Annotated in this window: 18 protein-coding genes; 4 read left to right on the top strand and 14 right to left on the bottom strand. The window is 39.8% G+C overall.

Annotated elements, in window-relative coordinates:
* Positions 1-3: 3 nt before the first annotated feature.
* From WCX87_RS02225 to WCX87_RS02215, 3 genes are read right to left on the bottom strand one after another with little or no spacing between them, the layout of a single operon-like run.
* A complete protein-coding gene (locus tag WCX87_RS02225) occupies positions 4-993 on the bottom strand; it encodes a CsgG/HfaB family protein (protein WP_345980408.1) in 990 nt (329 codons plus the stop codon).
* Positions 990-2,348, bottom strand: a complete 1,359-nt coding sequence (locus WCX87_RS02220) for a phosphomannomutase/phosphoglucomutase (protein WP_345980407.1) — start codon at positions 2,346-2,348, stop codon at positions 990-992. Before WCX87_RS02220 ends, WCX87_RS02225 begins: the two co-directional genes overlap by 4 nt.
* Positions 2,349-2,357: 9 nt before the next feature.
* Positions 2,358-5,222, bottom strand: a complete 2,865-nt coding sequence (locus WCX87_RS02215; protein WP_345980406.1) for a diguanylate cyclase — start codon at positions 5,220-5,222, stop codon at positions 2,358-2,360.
* A gap of 124 nt (positions 5,223-5,346) precedes the next feature.
* On the opposite strand from WCX87_RS02215, the gene WCX87_RS02210 reads away from it, so the two are divergent.
* Positions 5,347-6,588: a diguanylate cyclase gene (locus WCX87_RS02210; RefSeq protein ID WP_345980405.1), complete on the top strand. Its 1,242-nt coding sequence runs from the start codon at positions 5,347-5,349 to the stop codon at positions 6,586-6,588.
* On the opposite strand, the gene WCX87_RS02205 is transcribed toward WCX87_RS02210, so the two are convergent.
* The 6 genes from WCX87_RS02205 to WCX87_RS02180 all read right to left on the bottom strand — a co-directional run bounded on the left by WCX87_RS02205 (position 6,570) and on the right by WCX87_RS02180 (position 11,579).
* The gene (locus WCX87_RS02205; RefSeq protein WP_345980404.1) at positions 6,570-7,742 is read right to left on the bottom strand and encodes a VWA-like domain-containing protein; all 1,173 of its coding nucleotides are present in this window, start codon (positions 7,740-7,742) and stop codon (positions 6,570-6,572) included. The two genes, WCX87_RS02210 and WCX87_RS02205, sit on opposite strands and share 19 nt — an antisense overlap.
* Positions 7,739-8,728: a MoxR family ATPase gene (locus WCX87_RS02200; RefSeq protein ID WP_345981086.1), complete on the bottom strand. Its 990-nt coding sequence runs from the start codon at positions 8,726-8,728 to the stop codon at positions 7,739-7,741. Before WCX87_RS02200 ends, WCX87_RS02205 begins: the two co-directional genes overlap by 4 nt.
* A complete protein-coding gene (locus WCX87_RS02195; protein ID WP_345980403.1) occupies positions 8,725-10,065 on the bottom strand; it encodes a hypothetical protein in 1,341 nt (446 codons plus the stop codon). The genes WCX87_RS02200 and WCX87_RS02195 overlap by 4 nt, the downstream gene beginning before the upstream one ends.
* Positions 10,066-10,154: 89 nt before the next feature.
* Positions 10,155-10,895 carry a 3'-5' exonuclease gene (locus tag WCX87_RS02190; RefSeq protein ID WP_345980402.1) on the bottom strand — a complete coding sequence of 247 codons (741 nt, stop codon included), beginning with the start codon at positions 10,893-10,895 and terminating at the stop codon, positions 10,155-10,157.
* On the bottom strand, positions 10,895-11,287 hold the full coding sequence (locus WCX87_RS02185) for a hypothetical protein (RefSeq protein ID WP_345980400.1): 393 nt from the start codon (positions 11,285-11,287) through the stop codon (positions 10,895-10,897). Before WCX87_RS02185 ends, WCX87_RS02190 begins: the two co-directional genes overlap by 1 nt.
* The gene (locus WCX87_RS02180) at positions 11,271-11,579 is read right to left on the bottom strand and encodes a hypothetical protein (RefSeq protein WP_345980399.1); all 309 of its coding nucleotides are present in this window, start codon (positions 11,577-11,579) and stop codon (positions 11,271-11,273) included. Before WCX87_RS02180 ends, WCX87_RS02185 begins: the two co-directional genes overlap by 17 nt.
* A gap of 42 nt (positions 11,580-11,621) precedes the next feature.
* On the opposite strand from WCX87_RS02180, the gene WCX87_RS02175 reads away from it, so the two are divergent.
* Positions 11,622-12,155, top strand: a complete 534-nt coding sequence (locus WCX87_RS02175; RefSeq protein ID WP_345980398.1) for a DUF819 family protein — start codon at positions 11,622-11,624, stop codon at positions 12,153-12,155.
* Here the strand turns inward: WCX87_RS02175 and WCX87_RS02170 are convergent.
* Together WCX87_RS02170 and WCX87_RS02165 are read right to left on the bottom strand one after the other, a co-directional pair.
* A complete protein-coding gene (locus tag WCX87_RS02170; RefSeq protein WP_345980397.1) occupies positions 12,148-13,410 on the bottom strand; it encodes an arsenic transporter in 1,263 nt (420 codons plus the stop codon). The two genes, WCX87_RS02175 and WCX87_RS02170, sit on opposite strands and share 8 nt — an antisense overlap.
* On the bottom strand, positions 13,401-13,667 hold the full coding sequence (locus WCX87_RS02165; protein ID WP_345980396.1) for a hypothetical protein: 267 nt from the start codon (positions 13,665-13,667) through the stop codon (positions 13,401-13,403). The genes WCX87_RS02170 and WCX87_RS02165 overlap by 10 nt, the downstream gene beginning before the upstream one ends.
* Before the next feature lie 94 nt (positions 13,668-13,761).
* On the opposite strand from WCX87_RS02165, the gene WCX87_RS02160 reads away from it, so the two are divergent.
* Entirely contained in the window at positions 13,762-14,091 is a 330-nt protein-coding gene (locus tag WCX87_RS02160) for a metalloregulator ArsR/SmtB family transcription factor (RefSeq protein WP_345980395.1), read from the top strand.
* Positions 14,088-14,951 carry a YihY family inner membrane protein gene (locus WCX87_RS02155; protein WP_345980394.1) on the top strand — a complete coding sequence of 288 codons (864 nt, stop codon included), beginning with the start codon at positions 14,088-14,090 and terminating at the stop codon, positions 14,949-14,951. The genes WCX87_RS02160 and WCX87_RS02155 overlap by 4 nt, the downstream gene beginning before the upstream one ends.
* Here WCX87_RS02155 and WCX87_RS02150 read toward each other — a convergent pair.
* The 3 genes from WCX87_RS02150 to ispG are packed head-to-tail and all read right to left on the bottom strand — an operon-like array spanning position 14,859 to position 18,615.
* On the bottom strand, positions 14,859-16,115 hold the full coding sequence (locus tag WCX87_RS02150) for a ComEC/Rec2 family competence protein (protein ID WP_345980393.1): 1,257 nt from the start codon (positions 16,113-16,115) through the stop codon (positions 14,859-14,861). The genes WCX87_RS02155 and WCX87_RS02150 overlap by 93 nt on opposite strands.
* 3 nt (positions 16,116-16,118) lie before the next feature.
* Positions 16,119-17,564, bottom strand: coding sequence for a replicative DNA helicase (locus WCX87_RS02145; protein ID WP_345980392.1), 1,446 nt, complete (start codon positions 17,562-17,564; stop codon positions 16,119-16,121).
* Positions 17,551-18,615 carry a flavodoxin-dependent (E)-4-hydroxy-3-methylbut-2-enyl-diphosphate synthase gene (gene ispG, locus WCX87_RS02140; protein WP_345980391.1) on the bottom strand — a complete coding sequence of 355 codons (1,065 nt, stop codon included), beginning with the start codon at positions 18,613-18,615 and terminating at the stop codon, positions 17,551-17,553. Before ispG ends, WCX87_RS02145 begins: the two co-directional genes overlap by 14 nt.
* Positions 18,616-18,660 lie beyond the last annotated feature (45 nt).

Here is an 18,660-nt window from a genome sequence, read left to right as displayed (position 1 = left end):
TGCTCACCTGTTATTTATCTGATTTAAAGCCTGAGTGTTCTGCTCAATGACTCTGTTAATACGGTTGATCGCATCGTTTAACTCTCTTACAGGTTCTTTTGTAATGCTATCTGCCTTATAATAAAGTTCTTTTGCTTCTTGAAGCTTCCCTTGTGCCTCTTTTATGACACCGAGATCGTAGATAGGGACATAACTTTTTTGGGCAGTCGAATCGATAAGTTCCAGTAGAAGAGCCTCCGCCTTGTCAAGTCTATTTTGTTCGATATACAATAAAGCATTTTTTAGAAGTTTTTTTTGTGCATCACTATACTCGATATCTCCCTCGTCAAGAAGCTCCACACTAAAGTATGCGTAGTGAGGAAGAAGTTTGTACACAAAACTGTCCGCTATCTCCTCTGCGAGTACCTGAGCAGCCATATTTTGTGAAAAAAGAACATTTGAATCATCTGAACAGTGTTTATAGCTGCTGTTTTTCGTAACAGTATCGGCAAAGATCACATCCCCTTTCTTTGCGTCTATGAGTCTTACTTCCGATGTCAGAGAAAATACTCTTTTAAGACATCCTACTTTTATCTCCCAGCATTTTTCTTTATCGCATTTCGTTCTTGTCTCAAAAAAGTTTGTATCTTCATGCGAAGGGCTTGAGACATCACCGGCTATGATCGCATCTGCACCTGTAAGGTTCCCTACTTCCACGACTGTAGAGGGATCAAAAAGACCGCTGTTTTGCATCTTTTGCTCCTCTATGACCTTATCTAGATCCTGTCTGCTTACAACATTAAAATAGGGTTTATCGTCCAGTTTATATTCAAAGAGCTTCGCTTCTATCTTGCTGGAGAGATTCACTCTGTCGTTTTTAAACTTTGAGACCGCTATCTTTTTGACTTTAGATGCCGAGGCCACTTCTGCAGGTTGCAGCACTTTCACTTGCATCTTCTGTGCACATCCCGATAATAAGAACAGTGCTGCGGGTATCAACATAAATCTTTTCATAATAATTCCTTTGCTTTTTGTATTAAATCATTGAGTACTGTCTCATATTTTTTGACATCTTCTTTACTTGTAGACTCAAAACGAGTCACCAAGGCCGGTGTAGTGTTACTTGCACGCACCAATCCCCATCCCGTATCAAAGACAACCCTCACACCGTCTACATCGATGATATCTTTTATATGAGGAAAATCCGAAGGAGGATTTTGAAGCAGTTCTTTTAACTTTTCTATAATCTTGAACTTCTCTTTTTCGGTCGCCTCGATATTTATCTCTTCGGTCGAAAATACCTCGGGAAGACGTGCCAGTTCTGCATCGAGATCGATCCCATCATGAACAAGTTCCAGCATCCTGAGCGTCGCATAGATAGCATCGTCATATCCGAAGTAGCGGTTTTTAAAAAATACATGTCCGTTTACTTCGCAGGCAAGATCAGCATCCACCTCTTTCATCTTCACCTTGATGTTCGAGTGTCCAGTCTTATACATAACAGTCTTACCGCCGCAGCGCTCAAGTTCATCATACATCACCTGAGAACATTTTACATCGCCGACAACCACGGGATTATCTATCTTCATCGCATATAAAAGAGCCATCATATCGCCCTTTATATTATTTTTATGCGTAAGGACTGCGATGCGATCAGCATCTCCGTCATAAGCAAAAGCGATATCGCCCTCACTAGCCAAAAGCTTTTTAATATCTTCGAGGTTATGCTCTACTGAAGGATCCGGATGATGATTTGGAAAAGTTCCGTCAGGATCGATATATATTCCCTTTACATGTAAGCCCAGTCCGTTAAATATCCTCTCCGTCACAATTCCGGCAACGCCGTTTCCACAGTCATATACTATACGCTCTTTCATACCGCGAAGATGCGAGAACTCTTTTAGCATAAACTCCACATAACGGGTAACGGGGTCTATCTTCATTATGCTCCGTTTTGCTTCACGGGGCATATCCATTGCTTCCACTTCGTGTCCCAGTTCATAGATATCTTCATCAAAGAACGGTGCCTTATCTACGGTGATCTTAAAACCGTTGTATTCACTTGGATTATGCGAACCGGTTATCATTACTGAAGCACTTGGTGTGATACCGTCCCACTCTTGATAATTCGTAAAATAGTTTACAGGTGTGGGAACCATTCCCATATCTAGCACTTTTTTTCCGCCTGCATTGAGTCCGCGGACCAAGTATTCGAATAGGACAGGAGAATGACTTCTCGCATCATATCCCACGGCCACATGATCGCCTTCTATTCGTTTACTAAGTGCATACCCTATGCGAACGACTGTTGCTTCATTCAACTCTTTTTCAAAAATCCCGCGTATATCATACTCTCTATAAATACTCAAAGGATCACCTTAAAACTTAAATCTGACACGGTTTCTACCGCTTGCTTTAGCTTCATAAAGTGCTTCATCAGCTCTTTTTATCGACTCTAATATTTTTTCACCTTTCATATACTGACTCAGACCAAAACTACAAGTAAGACCGCCTACTTCCTCAAAGTGTTCTTTCTCTATCGCTTCTCTTAGATTATTTGCTATTTTTACTAAGATATCCATAGATTCCACATAAAGAAAAACAACAAACTCTTCTCCGCCCCAGCGAACGATGATATCATCCGCTCTTGTGTTTTTACGGATGATGTCGACCATCTTTTTCAGGACTTTGTCACCGACTTCATGTCCATATGTATCGTTTACATTTTTAAAATAGTCTATATCACAGAATATGATCCCCAGAACATCATCATATTTTAGATTATCGATGATCTTGTTTATATGAGAATCAAAATATTCTCTATTATAAGCCTGTGTCAAATGATCTTTATATGCTTTGTTGATAAACTGGAATTTATCTTTCATAGTATCGCTTATATCCGAAAACTCTAAGAGGTAGTTATCGTCAAGCTTGCTGTCTTTTATAGAGAAAAAGTGTACCTCACCATTTTTATCCATCATCGAGACGATCTTATCTTTACTATCCATTTTTTCCAGTTCACGGACCCACTCTTTCTTGTCTTCAAATCCGTGTAGATCGAACAAACGGCTGTCGTCCAAAAACTTATCCGTGATACAGCTGTAATGAAGATTAAACTCATAAAGTGAATCAAATCCAAAAAAATCCAAAAACTTTTTGTTGATATCTACTATCTCTTTATCGTCAAGTATGATTATTATCGAATCTTGCGTGTCCAATATGCGCTGTGTTTTACGTAGTAGTAGTCTATACTGTTTTTTGATACTTATCTCTTTGTACATATATAAAAATACAAATAACAAAAATATAAATCCTACCAGCAGCGCAGTATACATATTGTTATGAAGCGTTACAAAGAGGCCTTTGTCTTTTTGCAGTACTAACACCCCGATCACCTTTTTAGTTATCGGATTTTGAAGCGGTACAAACGTAAAGAAATTGCTCTTGTCTTGCGTCTCTATAGAAAAGATTTCCCCTTTTTCTATATTCTCTTTTATATATTGATATCTCCCTTTATCGATAAGCGACAAATCTGCATCTATAGAGAGATTTTTCAACTTTTCCGAAATGGCTCGGTCAAAAGACCAGCCCATATAATCCGAATCGGTATAGTATGACAAAGAACCTTTCAAAGTTTTTTTCTCTATGATATCTGTCTTTACCAGTAATGTGCTTCTAAAATTATACGACTGAGCCAGATCTCTAATAAAGTAAAATGAACTAAAAGATACTTCTACACTTCCAAGATAAAAGATATTTGAAGGGTCATATTCATCAAAGATAGGGTATATATATCTAAATCCGTTTGAATGAACCCCCTCTTCGAACCCTTCGACCTTTTCATGATATTTATTCACCCACATTACCGTTTCTCTGATACCCGAAAGATCGTCACCATACTCTCTGGGCTTATGAAACCTTAAAAAGCTTTCGTTATTTTTGAGATGAAAATGAAGCTGTCTCACACCGATGCTTTTAAAGAGTTCATAATCATATTTTAAAACATCATACAGCTCCTCTCTCGCCTGATCCCTTGTAGCATTTGTCTGTGCTGATTTCAATGCCTTTAACACTGCAGGGGTCTGTATGTCGGTCTTAAATATCAAATCCGCCATATTTGCATATTTTGCTTTGATATTATCAAAATCAATTTTGATCTGATTGTTATATGCGCTTATATATCTGTTTTTTTGGTCTTTATAATACAAACTCACAAGAATAAAATAGAGAAAATATACGATTATAAACAGGGCTGCCAATTTGTAAAAGCTCTTGTCTATCTCTATACTCGCAATATTACTGATAGACAATACGTAAAAACCGACCATTACCAATAATAAGATGATCGCTGTGATGATATTCATCTTGTTTTTTGTCTCGTTTATCTCGTTGAGACCATATGAAGAGACCTTTTTAAACAACAGGAAGTTCGCTATCAACTGCTCTTTTTTATCAAAGAGTGCATAATTAAAGACTACTGTATCATCCTCTATGACATAACTGTGGTACGGTGATATAAAATAATCCAACCCTTTGCTTTTTATAAAACTTAACAGTTGTTCATCTACATCCTGATTGGCGACATAGTAATCTTTTACAAATCTTCCCGTTCTTGGATACTTGAGCTGTTTTTTGTACTTTTTATCTACAAGGAAGACAGATCTATAACCCTGTTTTTCAAGCTTTGCCGAGATGGAATCAAAGTTCGAGATCAACTCCATTGCGCCTAAAAACCTATGTTTTTCATCATAGACCGGCATCATCGTCTTAAAAGTCATATCATACCGGCCGACGCTTATACTGTTGATGATCCTCGGTTTATTGATCATACTGAGTACGTCGTCACGGATGATCGACAGATCATCCCCTCGTTTATCATTCCAGCTTCTAGCTATACTCGTACCGTTTCTATCGATAAACTGAAACCATGTATCTTTTAGACCTGCACTTCTCTCCAGTTTATCTGCTATATACTGCATACTTTCCGAGTCGAACTCTTTTGTCTTCATAATATGCAGAACTTTACTATCTAATACCAACTGCTGCACTATCAAGAGTTGATTTTCTTCTCTATTTAGTATTAATTTGTTTATCTCTTTGTTTAGTTCTTTGGATTTGTTTGTAAAATACTCGACGATTTTGACATCTGCCAGATCTTTTTTATACATATGAGAAACATAAATAACTAATGAACTGACAAAAATAAATAGGGCAATATATGTAAATCTGATAATACTATGCAACAAACCACCTCTTATTTATTTCATTTTACATTAAGTCAAATAAATAGTATATAAAAAAGCAATAATTACTCCTTAATTAACCTTATAGAAGATACAATATCACTAATAACAGGGAGTGAAATATATGCATAGAATTTTGATTGTCGAAGATAATAAAACACTGGCAAAACTAATTGCAAAAAAACTAAAAAATAGTCTGGACTTTGAGATCGACCTGGCTTTTTCAATGCAGGAAGCTAAACTTTTTACCAAAAAATATGAGTACTTTGTAACACTTCTTGACCTTAATCTGCCTGATGCACCAAACGGAGAGATAGTCGACTTTATGATCTCTAAAAACATCAAATCGATCGTCTTAAGTGCCAATGTAGATAAAGAGCTGAGAAAGGCGATCCTGCAAAAGGATGTAATCGACTACATAAAAAAAGACGGCGTAGAAAACATCGACTACATTATCTCAACCATTATGCGTCTTTTAAAAAATCAAAATCATAAAGTGCTGATCGTCGATGACTCGTTAGTGTTTAGAAATCAATTGCAAAAGATGGTAAAAAATCTCTTTTTTAACGTCTATACCGTTGCTCACGGAGAGGAAGCTCTGGGTATGCTTCAAACACACCCCGATATAAAGATCGTTCTAACAGACTACAATATGCCTGTAATGGACGGGCTCGAACTCCTAAAAGAGATAAGAAAGACTCACTCTAAAAACGAGCTCAGTGTCATCGCTCTTTCATCAAATAAAGATGATGAGCTAACGGCACTTTTTTTGAAAAACGGAGCAAACGATTACATATACAAGCCCTTTTCAAAAGAGGAGTTTTCATGCAGGCTCAACAACTCCATAGAAGCTCTGGAAAACATTGAGATGATAACCAACAGTGCCAACAGAGACTTTTTAACAGGCCTATACAACCGCAGATATTTCTATAAAAATGGTCAAGAGTACTTTAGCGAAGCAAAACAAAACGAACAAAACTTTGCCATCGTCATGCTCGACATCGATAACTTTAAAAAGATAAACGAAACATACGGAAATGACGCGGGAGACAAAGCGATCGTCCATCTCGCTCAGACACTGAGCAGCAGTGTCGAAGCTGAAGATATAGTGGCAAGATTCGGTGCAGAGGAGTTTTGTCTGCTCTTAAAAGATATCAGTGCAAATGAAGCGGTACAAAAAATGGAATCGATAAGAAAAAAGATAGAGAACGGTTATATCAAAAACGGTGATACCGAGTTCTCTTTTACTATCTCTGTGGGTGTATGCACATCGCCTGAAGATAGTTTTGAAGAGAGTGTGAACACGGCAGATATGCAGCTGTATAATGCAAAAAACAGCGGAAAGAATCAGGTCTTATTCAGCTGATCTAAAAGTATGACCCTTCCGTATGGCACATCACTCTCTTTAGCCGATATCCAGACCACCTCATAAAGCGGTTCCTCTTTATAAAACACTCCATCGAGGTCTGTAAAGTACAGAAGTAAAGAGGTGTCATACAGATTTTGCTCGATGTACTCAAAGACAGGCCTAAAGTCGGTTCCGCCGCCGCCTTTTAAAGTGTATAGAAGTTCATCCCCTTCATAAAAAGTATCGTGAGAGTGCACCTTTGCATCCGCAACTATGATATCTATCTCATAGTTTGAGATGTTCAGCATTATCGAGTTTACCTCGCTCATAAATGAGCTTAACAGTTGTTCATCTACTGAGCCAGAACTGTCTATGGCGATAGTGAGCTTAAACCTGTTGCTTGTAAGCGAAGGCAGATAGGTACCGAGATAAAGCAGCTTTTTAGCAGGCGGCAGGACTCTGTAATCATCTTTATAAAACCGGTCGATAGCATCTCTTAGTTCCTCTCTCCAGTCTATCTTGGAGGAAAATATCAGATCAAAGAACCTCTCTAACCCTAAAGGCAGATCGCCGCGGGTAAGTTCATCTTCGATCAGTTTCTCGTTTATCTTGGAGAGAAGCTCTTCATCTACGATGTTCTCAACCTCCATCTTCGGTGCATTCTCATCTTTTTTATCGCTGCTATTGGAACTGTTTTGTCTGTTGTTGTGACGTTTATTATCTTCATTGAATCCCGTCTCGTCACTCTCGTCATCGCTGAACTCTTCGTTTTTTATCTCATCACGCAGGATCTCATATATCTCCTCGGCATACAGTCCCTCAAACCGCGTATCATAGTTCACACCATATGGCATATCAAGACCATTTTGCACAAGCATAGAGTTTATGGCATAGTCGGTTGCCAGTTGCCAAAGCCATCCGTAACGGGAGTTTTTACGGTTTTGATGGGAAAGTACCATATGCATCGCACCGTTACTAAGAGCAAACTCCAACTCGCTTATCTCTAAAGACTCCAGATATTCGTCGTTATATTCCAGCCTCATCCCGTCGCTTAAAAATGCAGAGATATTCTCATTTTTTACCAGTTCCAGTCTGCTTGCGAGCGTGCCGAAGTAGGGGTAATCGACCAAGAGTTTGGCTTTTGCCTGAGATATCTTACCAAGTAGGCTCATGAGAGGAGGTAACTAAACTTTCGTACCCAGTTTGTAAACTCCGGAGAGTGCTCCATTCTGACACCGTAGCGCTGCAATTCCTGAACTATCATAACTGCAAACTCGCTTTGCAGTTCTAAAGTATAACGAAGAAGATTGTCTACGTGCTCCTCATTTTGCAAAGTCTTTGAGACGAGTCCTGCACTCAGAGCGTAAAGTACATCCACATCACTTGGGTACTCGCCCTCACCCGAGGCAAGTATCGCCTCGATGTTCGGCAGTCTGTCCGCGACTTTGCAAAAACTCAAAAAATCCACTGCAATATCATGTCCGACCGCTCCGCCGACACTGCCTAAAAGCAGTTTTTCGTTCATTGATGATTTTATCACCTTATCCACGAACTCCCAGCTTCTCGGTGTTGCAAAACTTTTCTCGTTTTTTGTCGCATCGAATGTAAAAAGGTTCTCGTTTTTATACCCGATATATGCGATGATGCGTTCATCGATACCGCTTTTAAACGCCCATTCTTTATAGTCATCCACATCGACATCCATCTCTAGATGCACAAAGCGGTTTGCAAGGGGTGAGGGCATCCGATATACTACACCTCTGTCGCTCTCTCTGTTTCCCGCAGCCACGATAGCCCAGTCTGATGGAAGCTCATACTCACCTACCTTTCTGTCTAATATCAGCTGATATGCGGAGGCCTGAACCGCAGGAGGTGCGGAGTTGAGTTCATCCAAAAAAAGTATCCCCTCCCCCTCTTTTGGCAAGAACGAAGGAGCCGCCCATACGGCTGAGTGTTCATGCTTATCGTAAAACGGGATCCCCTTTAGATCTGTAGGATCCATCAAAGAGAGACGCAGGTCTATAAAACCTATACCGCTTTGCTCGGCGATCTGTCTTATGATAGATGATTTTCCGATCCCCGGTGCACCCCAGAGAAATGTCGGTATCTTCTGCTCTACCATCGCTTCTATGGAACTTTTTATCTCGCTTGCTTTCAATCTTTCCATCCTATGTTCTCTGTTTTTATATGATTTGTAAATGCTTCATTCTGGCTCACTAAGCGCTCGAGTCTTTGATCGAGTCTGAACTCGTACAGAAGATCTACGGGAGTCGAAGGGTTTTTACATAAGGCTTTAATGATCTCTATATCCCCTTCATACGCCAGCTTTCGTAAAATATCCTCAGGTGTCTTCGAGTTTCCTGCAAGAGAAAGGTAGTTCTTTTCATGCAGGTAAGCCTCTCTTAGATTCTCCTCTTTTACCATCTCGTTTGAGAAGAGTGAGAGATTGATCTCACCGTCACCCAGAAGCAATATCTCATCAGCGATATTCTCATCGATATTTGAATTCGTCGCTAAAGACGCAGTTACCTCTTTGTCACTTAGTGACAAAAGCCTGCCTTGCATCTGTTTAGTCAAAGTTTTGTTTTTTGCCAGATGCTTAGGAGAGACCTGTAAAAAATACTCAAAAAAATTATCATCGAGTGTGATGTTTTCTGCGATAATATCAGGATAGCTCTCTTGCAGCTGTTTTGCCAGATCTACATCAAGACTCGGATTTTTACACAACGATATATTTACCTCATCCTCATTAAGAGTAAACAGCATATTTTGCACATTTTTATCCAGATCATCTTTTGAGGCTATGATCTTTTTGATCTCCAGATTCCCGTTTTTCAGCAGCATCTTTAAAACAGAGTTTGGAGTTGCATTATTCTTTGCTATTTCCAAAATAATGGGATATAAAGAGGAGTTTGAAAAGCCGTTTTTTATCGGAGAAAGCATGCTTATAGCCTCTATGAGGCTTTCATCTTTAGTCTGTTCTACCAGATGCATAAGTCCCAGCGTCGCATACTGGACATTATGATTTCTCTCTATGTTCTCGTAAAATCTCGATATCAGTGCAGCGGTGACGTCACGGTTCTCATCATTTTCAAAAAATCCCTCATTTTGCCAGTCGTAAAGTTTTATCAGTTTTAAAAAAAGAGTGTTGCTTACTTTGGAATTTTTAATATATGAGAGAAGTCTGTCTCTGTCGCGGGAGAGTTTTAGACTCATCAACAGCGAATCGGCATCAATATTTTCAATAATGGTCTTTTCCAACTCGTCAATCTCTGCGAACTTGTCTCTGACTCCCTCTTCATAGAGTCTGTCCAGTTCGTTTTGCTCATACGGAGTGATAAGCCTGCCCTCTACGATGTATGAGACATCATCACTGTATCCCTCTGCCAGAGCAACGTTTAGAGTTTGAAGCTGATATGCGAACTCCTCTTGATTAAAGGCTCTCGGCTTACCAAATAGTAAAATAGTTTTATTTTTTAGATCATCTAGTTTCATAGGATAATTATAGTAGTAAAATATAAAAAATAAATTTGAATTTTTTACATAATTGTAAAACAGTGTTTTGAGTCGATATTACAAGCGCTTTAGTTGACCAGCACTTTTTCTATCGAGTATCTCAAGTCAGGATCAAGCGGGTCCATAGATTTCAGCATCCATCTTAGATATCCTGCATCTTCCAAGGCGACAGCGGCTAACTCTCTGCCCTTGTACTTTCCGAATCTAAATGTTTTTATAAAGATAGGTTCCTTCGTCAAAGAGACCATCTTCTCAACAGGGTTTTCACCGATAAACTTCTCTTGTACAGACTTTCTCAGTTCGCTCAAAAACAGCTTCAACGTAAGTACGTCACCTATGGCATCATGAGCTTTGACCTCGATCCCGAGTTTTTTTGCTTCGGCTTCCTCTTCTTTGTAAAGTCCCATCTTATAACGAAAGTATTGAAGTCTATGCGCTTCTTCATCCTCATACACATGTTTTGCACATCTCAGAGTATCGATGAGTTTCATGTTTAAAGAAAACCCCTCTTTTTCAAGCATACCTATATCAAAGGGAGCATTATGGATGATGATGTAGTTATCTTCTGTGTTGAGTTCAAGCAGCCTCTTGTAGGCCGTTGTCTCATTACATGCTGGCTTGTCTACTATCATATCAGGAGTGATATGATGGACTTCCATAGCCCCAAAAGAGATCGGGACTTCTGATGAACAGAACTCGTTTTGGACCTCTATATCACCGTTACCTAAAACCATATATCCAAGCTGAATAATACGGTCATTTTCGCCCGCACCTGTTGTCTCTGTGTCTAAAATTATATATTTTGCCATTATTTCACTTCTAAAAAAGGATCTATCATATAGTATTTCAATGCATGAAGATACATCTCGTTTAATTCTATCTCCATATGTCCGTCGCCGTCTTTTTCAACTTCGGTAAAAGTACAAAAAGTGAGTATCTTCTCAGGATATTTTTTCCCTTCGTACTCAAAATCTTTTACAGCTATGGGTTCTGTAAGATCCATAAATATCTCATTGATTCTATCTAAAGAGGCCGGACTCTTATCAAGATTAAACAGATTATATAGTTTTTCTAAAGATATGTACATGTAAGGATCTTTTTCATTGACGATATAGGTACTGTATATAGATTGTGCGAGTTTTTGGGCATCTTTTTCCAGCGGTTCTTTTATAAGATGCTGTTTTTCAATCATTTTTATCATACAATTCCTTAAATAACTTGTCTAGATCAAACTTGACCAAGGGATCTGCCTTGAAGATATAATGAGGAATGATCTCTAAAAACAGATATCCGACAAGAAGCATCGGGTAAAAAGCTTTGACCTCATTATAGAGCATCTTGTAAGTATGGTGTTTTTTTATCCACTTCAGCGCTATTTTTGAACCGCTCATACCGAGTATGACCTCAAAAGCGACTATGAATCCCCACACCATATATGTCAGGATCCCTCCTAAAAACAGATACCAAAAAGAAAATTCCAGATTATAAAACATAGGATTATTATCTCACATTCAAGCTTATGCTACAATTTGACTATGATAACATCTTCTCTATTATATCTGTTAATTATTGCTATAATCGGTACCTTTTTCGGGTATATGAAACAAACAAGCAGTTTTAAAGTTTTTTCATCACATATCACAATCGTTCTCTTTATATTTGCGACTACGGCTTTACTGTCATATCTGGGAGTCTTTGGAGATACGCAGGAGATGGAGAGGATCTATAAAATAGTGAGAAACAATCTGCTTCCGGCGATGATCTTTCTCACTTTTACTGACTTGGATCTTAAAAACCTGCTAAAGGGTTCCGGTATAGGATGCTCTTGCAGTATCGGTCCAAAACGCTATTGGTTTATCCTGCTGCTTAGTTTTTTTGTAAGTCTGGTATGTCAGTTTATCGGCTTACATGTAACGCTTACACAGCCTCTTATAAGTGCGGTTATTCTCTCCGCTTTTTTTGGGGTATTGGCATCTTTCACGCCGTTAAAAACCATCAACGGAGTAAAAGATATAGCCACTACTATGCTCTATCTTTTAGTAGCACTCTTCGCATCACAGATCAGATAAGTCCAAGAAGTGCCGTTAAAAGTACCGGAGGAGTGATCACAAGACCTACTTTCATGTATTCACCCCACCCTATCTTAACCCCTTTTTGCGCAAGTACATGTAACCATAACAGTGTCGCTAACGATCCTATAGGCGTCATCTTCGGTCCGAGGTTAGAGCCTAAGATATTTGCATAGGCAAGAGCTTCGTTACCTGCGTATCCCACTTGGTTTATAGAGATATCCATAAGCATAATGGTCGGCATGTTGTTCATGATCGAGCTGATGATAGCCGATAAGAATCCCGTTCCTATGATGGCAACCGTATCTCCGTGTTTCATAAGTTCGCTTATCCATGAAGCGATGATATCCGTAATACCCGCGTTTTTAAGCCCGTAGACAACTACGTAAAGCCCTATGGAAAACCATACGACCTGCCAAGGTGCAGCTCGGATGGTCATTAGAGGTTTTACGGCTTTATAATGGTTGGCAATAAGCAAAAACAGTATCGCTCCGCCGAGTGCAAAAAGTGAAACCGGCAGATGATATCTGTCACCTATAAAATACCCGACCATTAAAAATGCCAAAAAGAACCATGAGAGCTTGAACATAGTCATGTTCTTTATGACCGAACGAGGCTCAGCAAGTGTAGAGATATCGATACGGCTTGGTATATCTTTTCTAAAATAGATCCATAATACAGCAATGGAAGCAACGATACTCAGTAAGTTCGGCAGGAACATGTTTTTGGCATACTCGCTAAATCCGATATGAAAATATCCGGCCGTGACGATGTTTGTAAGGTTGGAGATCACCAAAGGATTTGAAGCACTGTCCCCGATGAACCCGCCTGCCATCAAAAAGGCAAATACGGGCACGGGTTTCATCTTTAGATGTTTCATCTTTGCCAAAAGGATCGGGGTAAGGATAAGTGCCGCTCCGTCATTGGCAAAAAATGCCGCTACTACAGCTCCTAAAAGCAGAATGTAGACAAACATCAAGTTACCGTTTCCTCTACTTAAACGTGCCATCTTAAGTGCTGCGTATTCAAAGAATCCTATCTCGTCAAGCACCATTGACAAGATTATGATGCCTATAAACGCCAAAGTCGCGTCCCAAACGATGTTAGTCACGACTAAAACATCCGTATAACTGACGACGCCTAGCAGCACACTTACAAGTGCTCCGACAACCGCAGTCGTGCCTATCTGAAGCCCTCTAGGCTGCCAGATGATAAAGACAAGCGTTATTAAAAAAAGAGTGCTTGCTAACAGCATTGTGAGTTAACGACTGTCGATTTTGCCAAAGCCGCTTCGATCTCCTCTTTTTTTATCTCTCCGCTTAGTTTGAGATTTACTTCTCCGTCAGTGCCCGAGACTTCCATATTTTTGATCTTCTTTTTTGTCTCATCGCTCATACAGTCACATTTTCCTGTCTGGCAGTTTTGTACCATAGCAACAATATTTTCTTTTTTCACTTCACCCGTAAATGAGATGTTTACACCGTCTTTTAGACTGTTTACTGTTTTTTGCATATCTTATCCTTTATCTTCTATATGTAAAACTATACCATCTTTTCATCAATAAATCAATATATCTTGATATTTAAAATCTGTGCTATAATTTTCCATGGAAATTTTTTTAACTACGGTATCGGCACTCAATGATGAGACAAGAGTAAAACTGCTTCGTTTTATAGATGAAAACGGAGCGATGTGTGTATGTGACCTGCAAGAGTCGTTTGAGATGATACAGTCACGTCTCTCACGTCATCTAAAGATACTAAAAGACGCAGGCTTTTTAAGAGTCGACAGACGCGGGACATGGGCCTACTACTCTATTAGGACTCCGCTTGACAAATTCAGAGCGGAAGCTCTTGCAGAGATCAAAACACTCGATATTAAACTGCCGAAATTTATCAAGTGTTCATCAAATGAAAACGGGTGCGGCATAAAATGAACAGACAAACAAAACATCTCATCCATGAGACAAAGAAATTCATACTTGGTTTTATAGATAAAGAGCTTACTCTTTTTGCCGCGAGTCTAAGTTTTTACACCATCTTTACCATCATCCCTCTTTTGATGATCGTGATGACGCTTATCACTTCGCTTCCGAGTTTCAGTGAACATTACGAGACCATAAAGACATTTATATTTTCAAATCTTATGCCGGTAAACTCTCAGGCTATTATGGGTTATATCGACGGCTTTTTAAAGAACTCCGTGAAGATGGGAGTGATCGGTTTTGCCAGTGTCATCATCGCTTCGATGCTCTTTTTTCAAAACTTCGAGTACATCGTAAACCGCATCTTTCATGCGCAAAAAAGAACAGTCTGGGAATCTGTGACGACCTACTGGACGCTTATCACACTGACACCTATTGCACTGGGCGTCTCTTTTTACATCTCAGGCAAACTTTCACTCATTGTCGATGAGAGCATTCTTTCAGGCTGGATAAATATCATCAAGATATTTCCCTACCTCATCGTGTGGGCGCTCTTTTTTCTTATCTATCAGATAGCAGCCAACATCAAGATAGAGCCGAAAGCTTCTCTTATAGCGTCATTTATTACATCGAGTATCTTCTCTATCGCCAAGTCATCGTTTATCTACTATGTCGTCTATAACAAGACCTACGCGACGATGTACGGCTCGTTTGCGATGGTGATATTCCTGTTTTTATGGATCTATATCTCTTGGATCATCTTCATCTACGGGATGAAGTTATGCTACATTCTGCATCGCATATATCAAGATAAAAAAGCTGTAAAGAGTAAGAGCGTAGAAGAAAAACCGGTATCTCACAGCCAAGAGTGACAAGCCGCCATGTAAGTAAAAGGCTAGAGCGCTTACATGTAAGGTCTGCGGATTTCCTCCAAGTGCGAGTAACTTCAAAAGCCATCCGTCAAAAATCCCGCCACAACCTACTAAATGTAAAACGATGCTAAGCGGATAAAAAAGCGTGAAGAGTGTCGTCCAGAGAATTGAGAGCGGATGCCACAGAGAAAAAGTCCCGAAGATATAAAGAGAGAATGGCAGCATTGTCAGATAGACAAAAAAAGGTAACAGCAAAAAGATAGAGAGCTTTTTCATCCCTTCCAGATGGATCAAAAACAAAAATATATAAAATACTCCGCTGACAGAGAGCCAAAAGCCTATGGAAAAAAGTAGTTTCGGCATAAATGCTATAAGCAGCAGTACCGTCAAAAAGAGTGTCTGCATCGAAACCACTTTCAGACCTCTGTCATACAAAAAATATCCTACTATGAGCATCGTAAACGACCTAAGCAGCGAAGGCGTAAAATCCAAGAACCAGACATATGAGAACAGAAACAGAGCGACTATGATAAAAAGATCACGGTTACCGGATCTATATGGAAAATACCTTTTTTGCAGCGCTTTATAGAACAATCCCAGTAAAAAGAACAAGACAGCACTCAGTACACCAAGATGAAACCCGCTTATCGCCATAAGATGGCTTATCCCGAGTGATGAGAGTTTTTGACGCAGCTCTTTGTCTTGAGGTGAAGCGGTATAAAGCGCTTTATAGATAGTCGCTATATCTTTATTTTCATGCTCCGATGAAATAAGAGAATTTAATCTTGTTTTAAAACCGTCTATCTCTTCTACATGATAGATCTTGCTTTTTGCATAAAACCCTTTTAGATAACCCAGGAAATCAAGCCTGTTCAGTGCTAACTGAGCGACTATTCTTTTACCGGCTATATCACCGATATAAAGTCCTTTAGAAGTGTATATCAACGTATCGTCACAGTTAAGTTTTAAAATATAGTAACTATGGGAGTTTCTACTCTTTTCATACTGGTTTACAACTGTACATGTAAGAGTCGCGCTTTCTTGTGAGGAGAGTTTTTTATATGCCACATACTCTATAGAGAGTGAGATAAAAAAGATTAAAACAAAAAGAAGAAAAGCGTAAAGGTAATCGCGTCCGTTAAGAAGTTGCGGACGCTCTATCATCACCTAGAGCGTTGGCATGGAAACTACATCGTTTCCTACATTGATATTAGCCGACCGGGTGTCGATGTTCTCATAAACAGTCTCGACACCTTTTGTATAGTCCACAAAGCGAGTGAGCTTCTTCTGGAATGTTAGTTTCACGTGTCCTGTCGGACCGTTACGCTGCTTACCGATAATGATCTCGGCTTCCTCTTCCTCTTTTTCGACATAGGTAGGAGTAAACTCTTTACCTTCTGCTTTAGCAGCCTTTTCGCGCTCTTTTTCCTCTTTATAAAGGTAGACGTCATCACGATAGACAAAGAGGATGATATCTGCATCCTGCTCGATAGAACCCGACTCACGGATATCGCTCAGCATCGGACGCTTATCGTTACGAGATTCAAGTCCACGGTTCAGCTGAGAAAGTGCAAGTATAGGGATCCCAAGCTCACGAGCGAGCATCTTCAGACCACGAGATATCTCACTTACCTCTAAGTGACGGTCTTTTCCGCCCGTTCCTGCCATGATCTGCAAGTAATCTATCACGGCGACTTCGATCTCCGGATGCTGATTTTTAAGTTTTCTTAGTTTTGAACGAAGCTGGTTGATGTTCACAGAACCCTGATCATCCACAAATAGTTTTGCTCTGTTCATATTGTCTATAGCAGCGCTTAGACGACTCCATTCATCGTCATTAAGGTCTCCGACACGAAGCTTTTGTAAAAAGATCGATGTCTGGATACTAAGGAGTCTGAGCATCAATTGTTCTGCCGGCATCTCTAATGAAAAGAATGCGACACCTTTGCCTTTTGTTATCAAGCTGTTCACTGTATTTAAGACAAAAGATGTTTTTCCCATCGCTGGACGGGCAGCGATGATGACCAGGTCACCCTTACCAAAACCTGTCGTCATCTTGTTAAGTTCGTTAAATCCCGTATCGACACCGACAAGAGTCGAGTTACCTCTTGCTTTCATCTCTTTGATGTATTCCATAGTGTCATACGTCACGGTAGGAGAGTCTTTAAAGTCACTTGTCTGAGAATCCTGTGTTATCTCATACAGCTTTTTCTCGACAAGGTTCACGACCTCGTCGCTTGGTAGCTCTTCCTCTAGAGTAACACGTTTTATCTCTGTCGTAAGCGTTAAAAGATGACGTTTTAAAGACTTGTCTTTTATCTCGTTTACATACGCTTTGATATTTGCGATCGGATTTGCCGAAAGGATTTCAAGCATAACGCTCTCGTCAAACTTTTTCTCTTTGGAAAGCTCTTTTTTGATGAACTCTTCATCTATCGGCTCATCTTTACGAGTAAGAGATACCATCGCTTTGTAGATATCCTGATGTGCAGGCAGATAAAAATCATCATGCTGAAGCATAGATTCAAGCTCATCAAACTGTCTTGGCTCAAAGATTATCGAACTAAGTATCGATTTTTCAAATGTTAAATTATAAAGATTATTTTCCGTCATTTTCCGCCATCTTTTCAACTTCGTTTACAAAACGTTCTACCAGTTTATCTTCATCAAGATTTGCCACGACCTCGCCTTTTACCATTACAAGTCCTTTTCCTTTTCCATACGCGATCGCAACATCTGCATGCTGTGCTTCACCTATAGCGTTGACCACACACCCCATAACAGAAACGTTTAAAGGTGTTTTTATATGCGCCGTTCTTTTTTCTATCTCGCTCACCGCACTTACCAGATCAGCCTCGATACGTCCGCATGTAGGGCAAGAGATGATATTAAGCCCTTCAGGTGCAGCTCCGCTGTCTTTGAGTATCGCGCGCCCGACGTTTATCTCCTCTTCGAGTTCCCCCGTAATGGAGACACGCATCGTATCGCCGATTCCATCAAGTAAAAGCGCACCAAGACCGATGGCACTTTTGATCGTCGCATGAAAGATCGTTCCTGCTTCCGTCACACCCAGGTGAAATGGATAATGGTTTTTAGGACGAAGCATTCTGTACGCTTCGACCGTTCTTTGAACATCGCTGGCTTTAAGCGAGATCTTTATATCATCAAATCCCAAGTCTTCTAAAAATTTGATGTTGTATTCCGCTGAAGCCACCATCGCCTCTGCCGTAGGACCGTACTTGTTATCAAACTCTTTTTCCAGACTTCCTGCATTGACGCCGATACGAATCGGAAGCTTTCTCTCTTGACACGCTTTGACGACTTCACGTACTTTATCTTTTGAACCTATGTTCCCTGGATTGATACGGATACAGTCCACTACTTCCGCAGCTACTAAAGCCAGTTTATGATTAAAATGGATATCTGCGACAAGAGGCAGAGAGATACGTTCTTTGATCGCTTTTAGAGCCAGTGCGTCTTCCATGTCAGGTACTGCTACACGAACGATATCACACCCTGCAAAGTGCAGTCTGTTTATCTGCTCGACAGTCGCTTCTACATCTCTTGTATTTGAGTATGTCATCGACTGCACACTTATCGGTGCATCACCGCCGACTGCAACATTTCCGACATAAATTTTTTTAGTTTCGTATCTTTTTATCATAAAGATATAATATCTGTTTTGGACTAAAAAACTGCTTTGTTATAT

The sequence above is a fragment of the Sulfurimonas sp. HSL3-2 genome, from assembly GCF_039645965.1.
In the GTDB taxonomy this organism is placed as follows: domain Bacteria; phylum Campylobacterota; class Campylobacteria; order Campylobacterales; family Sulfurimonadaceae; genus Hydrocurvibacter; species Hydrocurvibacter mobilis.
This window is presented reverse-complemented; position numbering and strand designations above follow the sequence as displayed.

What these genes read in the sequence shown, in the direction of transcription:
- WCX87_RS02210 (WP_345980405.1), top strand. Translation starts at nt 5,347, where the DNA reads ATGCATAGAATTTTGATTGTCGAAGATAATAAAACACTGGCAAAACTA.
- WCX87_RS02155 (WP_345980394.1), top strand. Translation starts at nt 14,088, where the DNA reads ATGAACAGACAAACAAAACATCTCATCCATGAGACAAAGAAATTCATA.
- WCX87_RS02205 (WP_345980404.1), bottom strand. Translation starts at nt 7,742, where the DNA reads ATGAGCCTACTTGGTAAGATATCTCAGGCAAAAGCCAAACTCTTGGTC.
- WCX87_RS02225 (WP_345980408.1), bottom strand. Translation starts at nt 993, where the DNA reads ATGAAAAGATTTATGTTGATACCCGCAGCACTGTTCTTATTATCGGGA.
- ispG (WP_345980391.1), bottom strand. Translation starts at nt 18,615, where the DNA reads ATGATAAAAAGATACGAAACTAAAAAAATTTATGTCGGAAATGTTGCA.
- WCX87_RS02175 (WP_345980398.1), top strand. Translation starts at nt 11,622, where the DNA reads ATGATAACATCTTCTCTATTATATCTGTTAATTATTGCTATAATCGGT.
- WCX87_RS02145 (WP_345980392.1), bottom strand. Translation starts at nt 17,564, where the DNA reads ATGACGGAAAATAATCTTTATAATTTAACATTTGAAAAATCGATACTT.
- WCX87_RS02160 (WP_345980395.1), top strand. Translation starts at nt 13,762, where the DNA reads ATGGAAATTTTTTTAACTACGGTATCGGCACTCAATGATGAGACAAGA.
- WCX87_RS02195 (WP_345980403.1), bottom strand. Translation starts at nt 10,065, where the DNA reads ATGAAACTAGATGATCTAAAAAATAAAACTATTTTACTATTTGGTAAG.
- WCX87_RS02180 (WP_345980399.1), bottom strand. Translation starts at nt 11,579, where the DNA reads ATGTTTTATAATCTGGAATTTTCTTTTTGGTATCTGTTTTTAGGAGGG.
- WCX87_RS02165 (WP_345980396.1), bottom strand. Translation starts at nt 13,667, where the DNA reads ATGCAAAAAACAGTAAACAGTCTAAAAGACGGTGTAAACATCTCATTT.
- WCX87_RS02185 (WP_345980400.1), bottom strand. Translation starts at nt 11,287, where the DNA reads ATGATAAAAATGATTGAAAAACAGCATCTTATAAAAGAACCGCTGGAA.
- WCX87_RS02150 (WP_345980393.1), bottom strand. Translation starts at nt 16,115, where the DNA reads ATGATAGAGCGTCCGCAACTTCTTAACGGACGCGATTACCTTTACGCT.
- WCX87_RS02190 (WP_345980402.1), bottom strand. Translation starts at nt 10,895, where the DNA reads ATGGCAAAATATATAATTTTAGACACAGAGACAACAGGTGCGGGCGAA.
- WCX87_RS02170 (WP_345980397.1), bottom strand. Translation starts at nt 13,410, where the DNA reads ATGCTGTTAGCAAGCACTCTTTTTTTAATAACGCTTGTCTTTATCATC.